The following is a 15,717-nucleotide window of genomic DNA, read 5'->3' as shown; positions in this document are numbered from 1 at the left end:
TTGATTTTTATAGTTTTACATAACCTATACTAATCACCAATTTATTCTTTTAACTTAACTTCAAATATAATGGGGTTATCATCAACTAATAGTCCTTTCATAAACCTTTTTAAATTTTCCTTTTTGCCCAAGTATTTTGCTTCAGATATCCCCAGATATTCTTCAGTAAGTTTTTGTTTTAACTCAATGGCATCGAACCAATATATCCATTCTCTGTCACTATGCTCAACAGAATGCGAGGGCCAAAATGACAGCCCCCCGTCAATATCATTAATTATTCCCTCTTGTATATCTTCAGCAGGAGTTAAGCGGTAAAATTTACCTTCTGTTTTGTCATAAAATCCCCGTTGTGATTTTCCATTATATAAAAAGCCAAACAACAGATATTTTTGCGTTTCCCAAAAACTTACTAATAGAATATAGCCTGGAATTTCCTTGAAAAATTTGGTGGTCATTTCTTCAAACGGACCTTTATATTTGCCTAAATCAAAAATATAAACAGGCTCCAACTTAAAATCTTTGAAGTTGTAGACTGTATCATTCAATCCTTCATAAAATCGAAATTGATTATTGAAAAACCAGATTTGGTTGTTCCCGTTCGGAATCCTTCGAACATTTTTATCAGCCTGAAAACTAAAAAGAGAGCTTTTCCTTTTGTTTAAAACGTTTCCCTTGTTATCAATAATTTCAAAAATTGAATAATCAGGTTTAAATTTGGCGAAAGGATGTGTTAAGACAATAAATGTATCTTTTCCAAGCATTTGAATGGGACGATTCATAATTGCAGCACCCAGATAATCGTTAACAGGAAAATTACCTAAAAATTCACCGGTAATTAAATCATACATTAAAACTACATGTTTAAAATTTGCAATGACATAAAGAATATTTTTAGACTCGTCCGCTACCATTCCTTTCATGGACTGAAATTCTCCAGGACCTCTTCCGTTTCTCCCGAATTGTTTAATGAATTTTCCCAATCTGTCAAACTGAAGAAGTTTGTTCTGGCTGTAAACAAAAATATATTCGCTTGTTACATACCAACCGGGATTCCCCCCTCCCACCAATGATTCAGGCGTCTTTTCCAGTTTTATATATTCAATATCATCGGCAATTTCGCTTAGTCGAAGTTCTTTTGAATTTTTAAAATCTTTCCCAATATTTATAATTTGCGGATATTCTATTTTATCAACCGGTTCTACAGTCTTTTTTTTCTCCTGTGGTGTTTTAACCTTTGAGTTACACCCCAATAAAAAAAGTAACGATAAAAAGGGGATTAAATTTTTCATAGTTTTATTATTTAAAGTTTGGCATATTTTCCTAAATAATTAAAGTTTTGCCATAAAAACACAAAAGCTCTGTATTTCACCAAATCTTTTCTTGTTCAGCAGATGAGCTGAAAGTCATCCGCTGAAATGTCAGCTGCGAACGGCTTCTTTTTTCTTTTTCAACAAATAGTACATGAGCGGGATAAAATACAAACTCACCAATGTCCCAATCGTCATTCCGCCAATAATAGCCAGTGCGAGTGGCTTTTGGAGCTCCGCTCCCATTCCTTTTTGAAAAAGGAACGGCAACATGGCCAGGATGGTTGTTAAACTGGTCATGATAATCGGTTTCAGGCGTCGTTTACCGGCTTCAAAAACCGCACGCAACAAGGAAAAGCCACTGTCCATCAATTTGTTTATGGTATCTATTTTAAGAATAGAATCGTTAATGATAATCCCGGTCATCACAATTATTCCAATGGCTGACATAATATTAATTCCGGCGCCAAAAGCCATCAGAAAAAGAAAGGCGCCAAACAAATCGATGGGAACCTCAAGCAAAACAATAACAGGCAAAACAAATGACTCAAACTGCGCAGCCAAAATAAAATAAAGCAACAATAAACTTACGCCAATAATTACAAGCAGTTCTTTCAACATTCCTTTATCGGCAATGATTTCGCCACCAAAACTCACTTCGAAACGGTCGTCGTTGTTTACCATGTTTTTAAATGTTGCTGTGGCTTCTTTAAACTCTTTGTCTTTTATATTAAGCAGCACCGGAAAATATTCTCCATCCTTTCCGGCCACAATCGCTTTTAATCCTGCCCCTGAACTTACTTTCACCAACCCGGATAAAGGTATTTTTTCGTTGTTTGCATTTTGAATGGTAATGTTCTGAACAATATCGTATACCGAGGCATAATTATTCCCGATACTTACAGGAACGAACATGTTATTGTCGTTGATGGTAAAAACCGTATTCACATTAAAAGCGCTTTTTATTTCGCGGTACAAATCGTCATTATCCACCTGGTAATACATCAGTTTTTCGGGGTCGGTCTCCAGTAAAATCAAATTTCGGGTAATGAGCTTCGACTGCACCCTGCCCGGGAAAGCCGTCTCTGTTTTTTCCTGTAATTCAGCTAATCCGTCAATATACCCTTCTTCTCCGGGATTAAAATGGGCAAATTTAACTATCAGAGGTGCGTCCGTTTTTCCAAACGCCAGGTTAAACAGGTTATCGGTTTCCGAAAAAGCAAAATTACTTTCGGGGTAGTTATTTTCCAGATAGTTGCTAAACTCTTCACTCAGCAGATGTAACCTGGATGGAGAAGTTGTTTTTATGTATAAACGGGTTTCTGAAGTACCTGCTTCTTCACCAGTATTTAACAAATACTGCTGCTTTCCGGCCTCCTCCACAACATACTCAGGCCATTCGGATAACACAGCCAGCAGTTTTGTAACACGATGGTTGTTTTCTTCCAGAGTAACGGGCTCGTTCCAGTCGATTTTTAAAACCGCTTCATCCTGACTTACATCGGGAAAACGGGAAACAGTCAGCGCTTTGTATAAAACAACAGCGGTTCCTATCATTCCAATCACCAAAACAAGCGTTAAAAGCTGGTGCCGCAATACAAACTTTAATCCTTTTTCATACCAACTGTAATATACCGGGTAAGTGGCTTTAGGATCCACATCGGCATGTTTTTTATAAAAAATGCGGTACAAAGTAGGTAAAAGTGTTATTGAAACAACAAGCGAAACTGTAAGTCCGATAGTTACTGCAATGGCCTGGTCAAAAAATAACGCGCCAGACATTCCTTTCATAAAAATTAAAGGGATAAAAACGGCACAGGTAGTCAATACTGAACTTATCAGCGGGCGGATAATTTCATTTGTTCCTTCATTGCAGGCGCGGTCGAGCAGCGAATGCCGTTGCCGGTGCTGGGTAATGTTATCAATTACGATAATGGAATTATCAATCATCATCCCCACGCCAAGTACCAAACCGGAAAGCGAAATAATATTTATCGAAAGTCCGGCCAGATAGAAAAACAACAAAGCAATAATCAGAGAAACCGGGATGCTCACTCCAATCAGCCAGGGAGCACGTTTCTCGCGCAAAAAAAGAAACATGGCCAAAAATGCCAGCAATCCGCCAAACAGTAAACTTTGCCCTAAATTATTGATGGAATATTCCAACAATTTTGACTGGTCGCGGGTAACAGAAAATTCAAGGTCGGGATAATCTTCACGGAAACGTTCCACTAAAAATTCGAGTTCCTTTTTTAACTCCGCCATTTTCGCATCCGATTGTTTTATTACCGCCATACTTACGGCGTTTTGTGCATTAAACTTAATATTGCCCTGTAAGCGTTGCGGCTGCATATTTATTTCTGCAATTTCTTCAAGCCGGACAACTTTTCCGTTCAGGTTGACGGGAACTTTGGAAATATCAGAAACATCGCGTAGCCGGGTATTAAAACGGATATTATACTGGTATTGCCCGTCGCGGATTAGCAAGCGTCCCAAATCGATGTTATTTTCCTGTAAGGCCTGTTCGAGAGCAGCGACCGAAAAAGCCCCGCTTTGCAGATATGCATTGTTTGGAAGAATTTTTATTTCAGGGTATTGCAACCCGCTCATATCAACCAAAGCCACTTCGGGCAACTGTTCCAGGCGTTTTCGAATAACCTGACTGGCAAAATTACTAAGTTGTAAAAATTCTTTTGTATTGCCGCTCTCCAGCTCTTTTTTGCGATTTACCATCAGGTAGAAAACAGGAATATCGGATGCACTGGCCCGGATAACTTCGGGTCGCCGGATGTTCTCGGGAAAGGAGTTCATCGCTTTATCCACCTTTTCATTTACTTCAACCGATGCCAAATCAATCGGAGTTCCGTGACGAAAACGAAGTTCGACCCAGGCAGTGCCATCGCGGGCTTCACTTCTCATTTCTTCCACGTGATTTACCTCTTTCAACTGGCTTCTTAATGTTTTTACCACGGTATTTTCCAGCTGCCGCGCCGGCATTTCCGAGGAGGAAACGCGAATAGAAACAACGGGGATATCGATATCGGGCATAAGTGAAACAGGAAGGCTTGTTGTTGTTGCAATTCCAATTAACAGCAAGGCAAGGAAAGCCATGGTAACTGCAATAGGCCGGTGGATGAGAAATTTAACCATTTTGTTGGTATTGATTTAGTTTTTTTGGCTTATATGTTTATGAATATCCGTATTGTATCATATCCTTTTTTTGCGGGCTGTGCCAAATTTGTTTCAGTACAACGGTTTTACAATTCCTGACTAGCATTCAACTATTTTATTTCAGCTTGCAAACCAATAATACCGGATTGTCACTTTGAAGGGCTTTTTCCTTCTGCTCATCAAATTCATGTCGTTTTTTATTTTTTATGGTGTGCCCCGAAATCTGGTACGATGTAAGCGGAATATATAATTCATTTTTATCAGAAAGATAGCAGGGATCATCCCACACTCCTCCATCAATATCGTTTATAAATTCTTTCACATAAGAAATTTGCCAATCCGATTTTCGAATGATAATGTTCGACGGATAGGACCCCAGACTGTAATCTATAAAAATAAAATTATCATTTTCCAGATAAGTTCTAACCTTCCAGTGCTGGTTGTTTCTGATATATTTTATTTTTTCAGATTCTGATTTTGAATCTACCCTTTTTAAAATCTCAATATACGTGGGATACGGTCTCCCGTCAAAAACATATTGGGGTAAAAGTTGTTGGTCTGAAAAAGCATAAATTGTATCATTAATCGGCGAAAACAAATGAAAATTGTCTTTTCCCAGTTCAATAACCGAAGGGTTTCCTTCATTTTCAAATTCTGCTTTCAAAGGATGAAAAACATTTTCCTTTTTGCCCTCCGTTGTATACTCGGTTATGTAGCCGGGGGCATTTGTTTCATGAAACAGATAAAATTTACCTGTGGAATAAAAAAAGCGGCTACCGGGTTCATTTACATTAAAAATCTTTCGCTGAAATTCTCCGTTTTTTGAAAAGATTTTAATACCGGCTTCATCCCAAACAGCGAAATCGTTATTATAACTTATAATGTCACGTAGATTTTGAATTCTGTTTTTTCCGATTTGATTCAAAAATTCACCTCGTTTGGAAAACCTCAAAAGACTCGTTTCTCCGCCGTAGAGCTGTTTTACAATAATCTCGTTATCCAGAAGTTTAACGTTCTGAATGCGGCCGGGTTGTATCTCGCCCTGATACTTTAATTCGATATAATCAATGTCTGACACAAAACTTGAAACAGGCTGAACGTCTTTTGTTTCCTTCAAAGCTATTTTTCTTATATCTCCGGTATTTGGGTCGCTGGTTGAACACGAAAGTTGAATTACAAATAATATTATTAAAATCTTTACTTTATTTTTCATCTAATCTATTTTACAAAACATTACAATCGGATCATTTCCTTCATCAAAATTTTTCACTGCAATATTCAATCCAAACTTATTTGAATACCACTCCCGTTAAATCTCCGGAAAACAATCATAAAAGTTATTCCATTTCCACTTCCGATTCGTGGGCCAGGTTCAGGTTATTTGAAACAATTACGGTGTCACCTGGTTCAAGTGCTGCTCCCTCCGCTGCTTCAACTGAATATTGATTTTCGTTTTCGTCGAGCACATTTATATATGTCCAGTAAGCAATTCCACCGGTGTAGCGGAAAAGTACTTCGCGGTTCTGGCGCAATACCACTGCCTGCTTTGGAACTACCAGTTGATCAGGAATAGCTTTCTTAATGCTAACTTTTACATTCATTCCTTCAAGATAACCTCCCGGATTATCTACTTCTGCCTTTATCCACACCAGCCCGTTTTCATCAATACGCGGATTGATTTCAGTAATTTCTCCTTTTGTTGATTTTGCACCTGCAACAGGAATTACCGTAACCTGCTGCCCCACCTGAACTTCTCCAAATTCAGTTTCAAGCAACGGAAATTCAATGGTAAATTGTTTGTCGCTAATTAAAGTACAAAACGGCTCCGACTGATTTACTTTTTCATATGGTTTTTGTTTCACTCCTTCTACTTTCCCCGAAAAGGGAGCTTTTAAAGTTGCATTTTTCAGCACCCGCTCAGCCTCTTCAAAATCCAGTACTGCCTGGTTATAGCCCGACCTGATATTGGCAATTCGCAAATGATCCTGCGGAACATCTTTTTCCTCTACATCTTTATATCCCATACTTAGCAAATCATCCATTTTTTCGATCTCCGCACTTTCCAAACCCACTTTTGCTTTTTCAAATGAAAATTTATAATCATCATTTTGAAGTGTTGACAGGGTTGCGCCCCGCTGAACCGTTTGTCCGTTTTTTACTGGAATCGTTTCAATGATACCCTGATTCTCGAAATACAATTCTGCTTTCTGAATGGCGGCGAGTTTTCCGTTACTTACAATTTCACGTGTAAAATTTTCACGTTGAATAACCGTGGTTTCCACGAGGTTCTTCTCTTCAGGAAGTGCATCGTGTTCAGATTGTGTTTCATCCGGTGTGCTGTCTTTACAGGAAAAAACAAAGGTGCTTATAACTATCGAGATAAAAATTCTTAGAGTAAAAGTTTGCGTTAGAGCAGGTTTCATTTTTTTCATGGGTAGAGAACTAATATTTTAGTTCGAAAGATAACAAAAATTATGCCTGTAATTTTTGTTATTTGTTGAGTTTTTTGGCGTTTAATCTGATTATTACAAAATGTTTTTTTTAACGCTTTGCCCGACATTGGTTTGATATCTCTTATCGATTACAGGATGACTATACGAAAACCCCATAATAAGCCATGGGGAATTATCTGAATAATAATCCATTACTTACCTTTTAGTTTATTTTAAACTTATATCGACAGAAGTTAGCTGTGAATACCGGGGGTACCGCCAGCCTGTAAAATTTAAAACAGATTCAGGTTATTTCAACACGCCAGGCTTTATTTTTTACTGTTTTAGTCATTAAAATTTGACACACAATTAGTACATCGTCATCACCTGAAATGGTACTAATGCGAGCAAAACGTTATAATTTCTCCGTCTTCTGGCACATGATATCTATTGCCACTTACATCGTTATTCTTCAGGAACTGCCTCAGTTCTTTACGTGAAACTGTTTCGTGATCCAACGCTCCGACATGAACAGTTACAACAGCTGTATCTTTTTTATAATTCAGCAACTGCAGAACCTGTTTTTCATCCATAATAACCTTGTATGCATGCTCCAGCGAGATATATTCTTTAAATGGATGGTTTTCAGGCAAAAAAACATTTCCTCCGGCATTACAAATAACGACGCTGGGAGAAAACCTGTCCACTGTTCTTTTTACTTTATCGCACCAAATTGTATCTCCGGTAATGTACAAAACTTCGTTTTTTGAATCTTCTAAAACGTATCCTGAAACATCGCCCATTACTTTTAGTATCTCTCCTTCACCATGCTGTGCATCGACTCTTGAGATCCTGACATTATCCAAAACTCTTTCGTGTTGAATTTCAATTGCTTCAAATCCAAACGTTTTAATTTTTTCAGAGTCGGCTTTTTGAACAACAAACGGCACCGATTTTGGTATCTCTTCCTGTGCTTTCTCATCAAAATGATCCGGGTGTAAATGTGTAATCACCACGTAATCCACATCTTCTAATATTTCACGAATAGAAATGGGAAGCGGAACGGTTGGGTTCTTTGTCTTGCCTGCAAAAGGAGGCAAACTTCTCTCATTCGCAAAAAAAGGATCAACCAACCACACTTTTCCACCGAAATAAATCTTTACCGTTGCATTTCTTATTAACTGAATTTTCATTTTTACATTTTTTACGAATGTACATTCAGTTAATGGTTCCGGGACTATTGAAAATTGCGATTTTCCTTTCTGTATTCCCGGGGTGTCTGTTTCAATTCCTTTTTCAAAACAGGATACAAAGCTGTGGACTCCTGAAATCCAACAGCATAAGCAACTTCGTCAATTGACATGTCGGTTTTCTGAATGAGATACTTTGCTTTCTCAATTCTCATTCCTTTTAAATATTGATAGGGAGACACTCCATATACATTTTTAAATATTCGTAAAAAATGGAAACGGGACATCGAAACCAATGCTGAAAGAGAAGCAACAGAAAGCTGAGCGTCATTGTAGTTGCTAAAAAGATAATCTTTGGCAACAGCCATTCTTCCGGCCAATTCTTCTTTGGTTGATTTTTTTGCAACCGGAATATTTAAACGTCTCCCCTTTTCCCCGACGTCTAACATCAGACAATGTTGGAATAACTCAATCATAAATGTTTCCTCCTCCTTTTCCTGATATGACTGAATTAAACGATTAAAATTCAAATCCCGGTAATGCAGTTGATTGTTAAAACTAAAGCTTGTTTCTTGTTTGGAGGGATTGTCCAACAACTCCTCATTTGAACTTAAAAATGCATTTTTGGCTTTTGTGTAGAAATTATAGTTCAAGTGAATATTAAAAGTATCTGTCTCTTCCTCTGAATCAATTTCATAACGAAACGATTCGAAGGGGTTGCACAGATAAAAAGTTTGTTCACAAATTTTGAGGTTTCTTTTGTTTGTTTGCAGATTTACGGTGCCTTTTATATTGGCAAAAATTGTAAATGAACTTTCAAAAACAGATTTTTGATATTTCTTCTTTGAAGCAGTTACAACAACATTAGGCCACTCAATTTCACCCGGCTGATGCGAAATTACATTCCGAAATTTTTCAATCAACTTTTGTTCTGGAAACTGAAATACATTCATGTCTTTGCTTTACAACTGAAGTCTTTCCTTTTCAACAAATGAATGTAATGCAGGTTTAACAAAATTGATTCGGCTATAAGATATGTGTTAAACAGCGACCTTATCAAGTCTCTTTTGATGCCTTCCCCCCTGGAATTCTGAATAAAGAAAACTTTTTAATACTTCAATACTTTCTGGCGGGGAGAAAAAACGACCGGGTAAACATAAAATGTTTGCGTTATTATATTTCTTATCCAAACGACGGCTAGTAGATCATAATGAAAGTAAAGGCATTTGAAATACATCTGGCAACCTACCAGGATTCTTTATTCCAAATATTAAATTCATCACTAAAAACTATGATTTTGGGTGTTATTTTGAAAATGTAATCTTTTTAATATACTTAGAATAAACTAATCATATCTAAATTGACCAGAATCGAAAAAAATAAAAATCAGGTTGAAGATAAATTTTATTGGTTAAAAGTTTGGATTCAATTTAAGTCCGGTGACCAATCAGCTTTTGAAGAGATATATTCAGAGTACGCCGACACACTTTTTAATTTTGGACTTAAACTAACAGCCGACCAGGATTTGGTTAAAGACTCCATCCAGGATTTATTTATCAATTTATTCAGGTACAAAATAAATATTCTGATATAAATAAATTCATTGAGAAATGTTAAATTCCTAATATCCATTAAGTGAGACAACGCGAGTATTATCATATAAAATCAATATGATTTCAATCTCCGGATTACTATTTTTAGAAAAAACAAGTATCTTTAAAATTCTGAATCAACGACCAAAAACCATGAGAAAAATATTACCAGTAATTCTTTTTCCCCTGTTAATTCTTTCGGGTTCAGTATTTTCTCACGACTGGCCGATGTGGCGAAGAGACTATAATCGTTCGGCTTCAACACCCGAACAGCTGGCTGAGAAACTCTATCTGCAATGGCAAATAACCTATTCACCCAGGACTCCGGTTTGGGATGATCCTCTCAACCAAAACCTGATGCAGTATGATCGGCTTTTTGAACCGGTAGTTTCTGGTGATAAAATGTTCATTGGCTTCAACGATCAGGATAAGGTAGTTGCGTTAGATTTAAATTCGGGAGAAGAAGTTTGGCATTTTTATGCTGATGGGCCGGTTCGCTTACCACTGGCTGTAAATAAAGGTAAAATCTATTTTACCGGTGACGATGGTTATATCTATTGCCTGAATACAGATAATGGTGACTTGGTATGGAAACGATTACTGGCTCCTGCAGAAAACAAGCTACTGGGAAATAAAAGGCTTATTTCCATGTGGCCGGCAAGAGGCGGAGTAGTTATAAAAGACAATATTGTTTATACGGCAGCAAGCATTTTTCCAATGATGGGAACATTTATTTATGCCCTCGATGCTGCCACTGGCGACATTGTATGGAAAAATGAAGGCACCGGCAGCAACTATATCCTTCAACCCCACCGTTCACCTGCATTTGCTGACGTGGCTCCCCAGGGAGCGTTTACCATTAGTGGAGAAAAATTACTTGTGGCAGGCGGACGTTCGGTTCCGGCTGCATTCAATTTAAAAACCGGTGAAGAACTTTATTATCACCTTTCTGCCAACCAAAAAACAGGCGGTTCTTTTACCTGTGCCAACGATAAAGTTTTCTTTAATCATTTTCGGGAAAGAGCGACCAACATGTACAGTTCGGAAGACGGTAACATGTTGATTCCGAATGTGGGTGAATACCCGGTTGTTGATGGTAACAAAATATACTTTTCAGGTGAAAAAATATGGGCAACGGAATTGACAACGGATAATAAACTGGATACGTTATGGTACAAAAATGTTTTGGCAAGGAATGATTTGATTAAAGCCGGTAATTGCCTTTTTGCAGCCGATAGCACAGGAATTTCAGCTATAAAACTTTTGCCGGGAAATGATGCGGAAGTCATCTGGAATTTCAAAACAGATAAAAATATTGAGCGACTTGTAGCCGCAAACGGAAAATTAATTGCAGTTACCAGTGACGGGAGTTTGATGGTATTTGGAAAAGATCCCCTGGAAAATGTGGTTGTTCGTAAAAAAGCCAAAACTGCAACAAAATCAAATCAAAAAACAGAATTAGCTAAGGAAGCTGGCATAACAGCAGGATATGCCCTTGTACTGGGAGGCAATGACATTCAACTTTTAAACAACCTGGTTACTACGACCAATTTAAATATCATAGTTTACGACAAAAATCAGGAAAAAGTGCAGTCACTCAGGGAACATTTTGATAAAGCAGGTATAAATGCAGAGCGATTAAGTTTTCAGCATATTAGAGATGAATTCCCTGCATTGCCCAAATACTTTTCGTCGCTAACTATTGTAAATGATTTGTCTTATTTGGGCGGGGATACCAAACAAAATTTAGAAAAAATTTACGAATCTGTCAGGCCCTACGGTGGGAAAACTCTGTTTATGGGAAAAGGGAAAAAACAGGACAATCTCATGATAACTTTAAAAGAACTCGATCTTCCGGGTGCAAAAATTGAAGAGAAAAGAAATTTTTGTGAAGTAGTACGAAATGGGCCATTAGAGGGAGCGTCTCCCTGGACCCACAACTATGGCGATATAGCCAACACTGTAAAATCGGATGATGAGCTGGTTAAAGCTCCACTCGGAATTTTATGGTTTGGCGGAAATTCAAATATGGATGTACTTCCCCGACACGGTCATGGACCGGGCGAACAGGTAATCGACGGTCGATTGATCATTCAGGGAATGAATAGTATTAGCGCCCGCGATGTATATACAGGACGCGTAATCTGGAAGTACGAAACAGAAAACTTGCTGGAAGATAACTGGCTTGTTTATTATGATGAGAGTTATGATGAAGAAAATCCTCTTGATCCCAAATACAACCAGGAACATCTCCCCGGCTCCAATGCAAGGGGAACCAACTACATTGCAACCAAAGAGTTTGTTTATCTTATTGAAGGAAACAAATGCAGCCTGATAGATATAAACACAGGCAAAGTTAGTAAAGTATTTACCACAAGTGTGGAGAATACTATGAAGCTCGGATACATTGGCGTTTATAAAGACCTGCTAATTTTAGGGAACAATTTTGCAGAATTTCCGGAATTGGAAAAAGATGAAGTTGAAATAAAAAAAGAAAGATTTGCAGATTATAACCTTACCGCAAGCAGGGAATTGATGATCTTAAACCGGTTTACTGGTGAAAAACTATGGAGTATAGCAGCCAATCACGGTTTTATTCATAACTCAGTGATTGCAGGAAATGATATTCTGTTTTGCCTTGATAAACTTCCACAGTATTTGGAGACAAAATTAAGGAGAAGAGGAGAACCGCTTCCGGAGGGTACCCGGTTGTTATATTTAAATGCCCGAACCGGTGAAGTCATCCGGGAAGAAACAAAAGATATATTTGGAACATGGTTGGGATATTCCGACGAATATAATTTATTGCTTCAGGCCACACGTCCTTCCCGCGATATGCTGAACGGAGAAGAAGGAACGCGTATGATTGCATATGACATTCGCTCAAAAAACAAAATTTGGGATCGTGAAATGAGATACGCCAATCCACCCATTATTCATAACAATAAAATTTATACTGAAGGCGAAGGCTTCAATCTCCTTACAGGTGATCCACTAACAGAAAAAGATCCGGTTACCGGAGAAGATTTAAAATGGAGTTACAAACGTGAATATGGATGCGGAATTGTAGCCGCAAGTGAGCACTTGCTGACATTTCGCTCTGCTTCAGCAGGTTTTATAAACCTCAATGCGTTTGAAGGAACAGGAAGCCTGGGCGGATGGAAGGCGAGTTGCTCAACCAACCTGATTCCTGCCGATGGTGTACTCAATTCGCCTGATTATACCCGAACATGCCAATGTTCTTATCAAAACCAAACTTCCCTTGCATTAATAAACATGCCCTGGATGTCTTACTGGACAAACAGTAATTATACTTGGAACGGGAAACAGATTCAACAGCTTGGGCTAAACCTGAATGCACCGGGCGACAGAAGTGCAGACAATGATGTACTTTGGTTTGAGTTTCCGGTTGTAGCCGGAGCACCTTCAGGAATTCCTGTAAAAATCGACACACTCGGATTTAAACTAATTAGAAAAGAACCGATAAGTATTTCATCTGAGAAAACTCCCTGGATAAGCGCAAGTGCAGTAAGTGGAATAAAATCAATTGAAATCACACTATGCGAAGAGGAATTTATTCCTGAATCGTTTTATACTGTTAATCTTTATTTTGCTGAACTGGAAAATAAAAAATCCGGTGAACGAACATTTGATATCGCCATTCAGGGGAAAAAAGTGGCAAACGGAGTTGACATTGTTAAAGAAGCTGGTAACACCGATACCGAAATAATAAAATCGTTTGAGGGAATTAAAGCCGGAAAAACATTAAAAATAGATTTGACCCCGGTAAAAGGAAAACCATTGATTTCAGGAATTGAAATAACACAGGAAAAGCTGGCCAAAAAATGAATCGTATCTATCTGAAAATATTGTTTGTTGGAGCACTGTTAAGTATGGCGTGTACTACAAAAGTATCGGAATGGGTGTTGTTAAACTCCGATTCTGAGAAATATTTACTTGTCTATTTCCACAAAAATGAACTGACACAGTCTGAAAATCAACAAAACAAGGTGCTTGAAAATCAGTTTGCCCCGGCAAATCTGATTTTCAAAACAATGAAAAGGACAGACATTGAAAAACCATATTATGCATTGTATTTCAACAATCGGATTATTGCTGAATATGCAGGTTCCGAAGAACTTAAACATATAGCCCGTTCGCCGGTGCGGGAAAAAATTGGCGACGATTTAATGGCTGGTCAACTTTGTGTAATGGTTTACCTGAAATGTGGTAACACAGAAAAGGACGAGAAAGGACTAAAAGTAATACACAAAACGCTTGAAAATTCGCCTTTTGGCAACGTAATTTCGCTTGTTGAACTGGACCGAAATAGTGTTGACGAAAGCTTGCTGGTATCGATGTTATTGAATGTGGAAAGCGATTTAAAAGATATTGATGAACCTATGGTTTTTGGAGTATTCGGACGTTTCAGAGCGCTTGAACCTTTGTTGGCAAAAGGTATTTCAGAAGAAAATATAAACCTGATGATTGATTTTTTTACCGCCGACTGCAGCTGTCTTATCAAAGATCACTTACCCGGAAGCAGCATTCTGTGCAACACAAACTGGGAAGATCCGCAACCGGCATTGGTTAACTCAATCCTTGATGCAAATTCGGAACTGATGCACCATTAATGAGACAGGACACAATTGCATATGATTCTTTGGACGCACGACCTTTGCCTAAATGGCTTACCGACCAACGGGACGGCCTTAATACCTACCAGCCGGAAAAGCTTGAGATGAAGGAAGACACAACATTGCAAGTCTCTCTCATTTCTACAGGGACAGTAATTATTCTAACAGTAATTATTTTAACCATTTATTTTCTACGAAAAAATAAAAGGAGAAACGATTATGAATCCGATTAAACTCGTATTTAAAGAACTTTTTTACCGCAAAGTCAGTTCGCTGATCATCCTGGTAACAGTAATTGCGGCCAGCACGGTATCTGTTTCCATTTACACATTAAGTAAGGCCAGCGAGAACGAGACTCGAAAAATAATGCGTGAACAGGGTTTGAATTTGTATATCTTCCCCAAAGGGACTAACCTAATTGATTTCTATTCAGTAAACAACACACCGACATTTCCTGAAGACTATATAGATACACTGGCAGAGTCGAAAACTTTCGATGCGGTCAGACATCTTACCGGGATTCTTCAGCTCAAATACCCTGACTGGATTGATCCAAATGGTTCAAAACACCAGATTATTGTAATGGGCTACAAAGACGAAGCGATGCAACGTTTTTTGTCGAAACAGGAAACAATGGGATTTGATGTGGAAAAAGGTACTGTTCATGTCGGGGCACTTTTATCAGTGAATATCCCGGAGGGTGAAAAATTTAAAATTGTGGGGAACGATGGCGAACCTTACGAGTTCGAAATTGCCAAAAGACTGGACGAAGGAAAGGGAATGTTAGATCAGGGCGTGGCGTTTCACCTGGCCGATCTTCAGCAAATTCTTAACATGAAAGGCCAAATTAACAAAATAGAAGCTTTGGGATGTGTATGTCACGACGGCAGGATAAATAATGCCCGAAGTCAGATACAAAATATTTTTTCTGATATGGAAGTTACAGAGGTGAGCAGCATTGCTGATGCACGTGAAAATCAACGTCTGATGATGAATAAATACGGCTCTTTTATTATTCCTTTTATATTGATAATTTCAATGCTCATTTCCGCATTGCTTTTTTACGCCAATGTTAGTAACAGGAAATATGAAATTGGCATTATGAGAGCGATGGGAAAAAGCAAATCATTTGTGCTCTTAATTTTCCTTTTGAAAGCTTTTATTATAGGGCTATTAGGAAGTATTGCCGGTTTTTTTATTGGCAGCCTAATCGCTGAATATTTTGGAAAAGAGATTTTCCGATTTACAGCTATGTCCATCAAACCGCTTTGGAATCTGTTTGGATACAGTGTGTTGATTTTTCCGGTTTTATGGATGCTGGCAAGTTGGATACCGGCTCTTTTGGCAACACAAATCGATGCAGCAAAAACACTTAGCAAGGAATAGAA

General features: G+C 38.1%; 12 protein-coding genes. 5 read left to right on the top strand and 7 right to left on the bottom strand.

Annotated elements, in window-relative coordinates:
- Positions 1-41: 41 nt before the first annotated feature.
- The 7 genes from GM418_RS26000 to GM418_RS32180 form a co-directional block, all read right to left on the bottom strand.
- Positions 42-1,289 (bottom strand): 6-bladed beta-propeller, encoded by a 1,248-nt coding sequence (locus GM418_RS26000; protein ID WP_158870404.1) that lies wholly within the window; start codon positions 1,287-1,289, stop codon positions 42-44.
- Between the two features lie 129 nt (positions 1,290-1,418).
- A complete protein-coding gene (locus GM418_RS25995) occupies positions 1,419-4,457 on the bottom strand; it encodes an efflux RND transporter permease subunit (RefSeq protein ID WP_158870402.1) in 3,039 nt (1,012 codons plus the stop codon).
- A 136-nt stretch (positions 4,458-4,593) separates the two neighbouring features.
- A complete protein-coding gene (locus GM418_RS25990) occupies positions 4,594-5,691 on the bottom strand; it encodes a 6-bladed beta-propeller (RefSeq protein ID WP_158870400.1) in 1,098 nt (365 codons plus the stop codon).
- A 124-nt stretch (positions 5,692-5,815) separates the two neighbouring features.
- Positions 5,816-6,901 (bottom strand): efflux RND transporter periplasmic adaptor subunit, encoded by a 1,086-nt coding sequence (locus GM418_RS25985; protein WP_158870398.1) that lies wholly within the window; start codon positions 6,899-6,901, stop codon positions 5,816-5,818.
- A gap of 407 nt (positions 6,902-7,308) precedes the next feature.
- Positions 7,309-8,103 carry an MBL fold metallo-hydrolase gene (locus tag GM418_RS25980; RefSeq protein WP_158870396.1) on the bottom strand — a complete coding sequence of 265 codons (795 nt, stop codon included), beginning with the start codon at positions 8,101-8,103 and terminating at the stop codon, positions 7,309-7,311.
- Positions 8,104-8,147: 44 nt separating this feature from the next.
- A complete protein-coding gene (locus GM418_RS25975; protein WP_158870394.1) occupies positions 8,148-9,053 on the bottom strand; it encodes a helix-turn-helix domain-containing protein in 906 nt (301 codons plus the stop codon).
- Positions 9,054-9,140: 87 nt separating this feature from the next.
- Positions 9,141-9,290 (bottom strand): RpiB/LacA/LacB family sugar-phosphate isomerase, encoded by a 150-nt coding sequence (locus GM418_RS32180; protein WP_158870392.1) that lies wholly within the window; start codon positions 9,288-9,290, stop codon positions 9,141-9,143.
- A gap of 170 nt (positions 9,291-9,460) precedes the next feature.
- On the opposite strand from GM418_RS32180, the gene GM418_RS25965 reads away from it, so the two are divergent.
- From GM418_RS25965 to GM418_RS25945, 5 genes are all read left to right on the top strand, one after another.
- Positions 9,461-9,694: an RNA polymerase sigma factor gene (locus GM418_RS25965; RefSeq protein WP_158870390.1), complete on the top strand. Its 234-nt coding sequence runs from the start codon at positions 9,461-9,463 to the stop codon at positions 9,692-9,694.
- Between the two features lie 151 nt (positions 9,695-9,845).
- Complete coding sequence (locus tag GM418_RS25960) at positions 9,846-13,541, top strand: outer membrane protein assembly factor BamB family protein (protein WP_158870388.1); 3,696 nt, start codon at positions 9,846-9,848, stop codon at positions 13,539-13,541.
- Positions 13,538-14,326 carry a hypothetical protein gene (locus GM418_RS25955; RefSeq protein WP_158870386.1) on the top strand — a complete coding sequence of 263 codons (789 nt, stop codon included), beginning with the start codon at positions 13,538-13,540 and terminating at the stop codon, positions 14,324-14,326. Before GM418_RS25960 ends, GM418_RS25955 begins: the two co-directional genes overlap by 4 nt.
- Complete coding sequence (locus tag GM418_RS25950) at positions 14,326-14,562, top strand: hypothetical protein (RefSeq protein ID WP_158870384.1); 237 nt, start codon at positions 14,326-14,328, stop codon at positions 14,560-14,562. The genes GM418_RS25955 and GM418_RS25950 overlap by 1 nt, the downstream gene beginning before the upstream one ends.
- Positions 14,549-15,715 (top strand): ABC transporter permease, encoded by a 1,167-nt coding sequence (locus tag GM418_RS25945; protein WP_158870382.1) that lies wholly within the window; start codon positions 14,549-14,551, stop codon positions 15,713-15,715. Before GM418_RS25950 ends, GM418_RS25945 begins: the two co-directional genes overlap by 14 nt.
- Positions 15,716-15,717 lie beyond the last annotated feature (2 nt).

Source organism: Maribellus comscasis (assembly GCF_009762775.1).
Lineage (GTDB): Bacteria > Bacteroidota > Bacteroidia > Bacteroidales > Prolixibacteraceae > Draconibacterium > Draconibacterium comscasis.
Note: the sequence above shows the minus strand (reverse complement) of the source record. Positions and strands in the feature narration are given on the sequence as shown.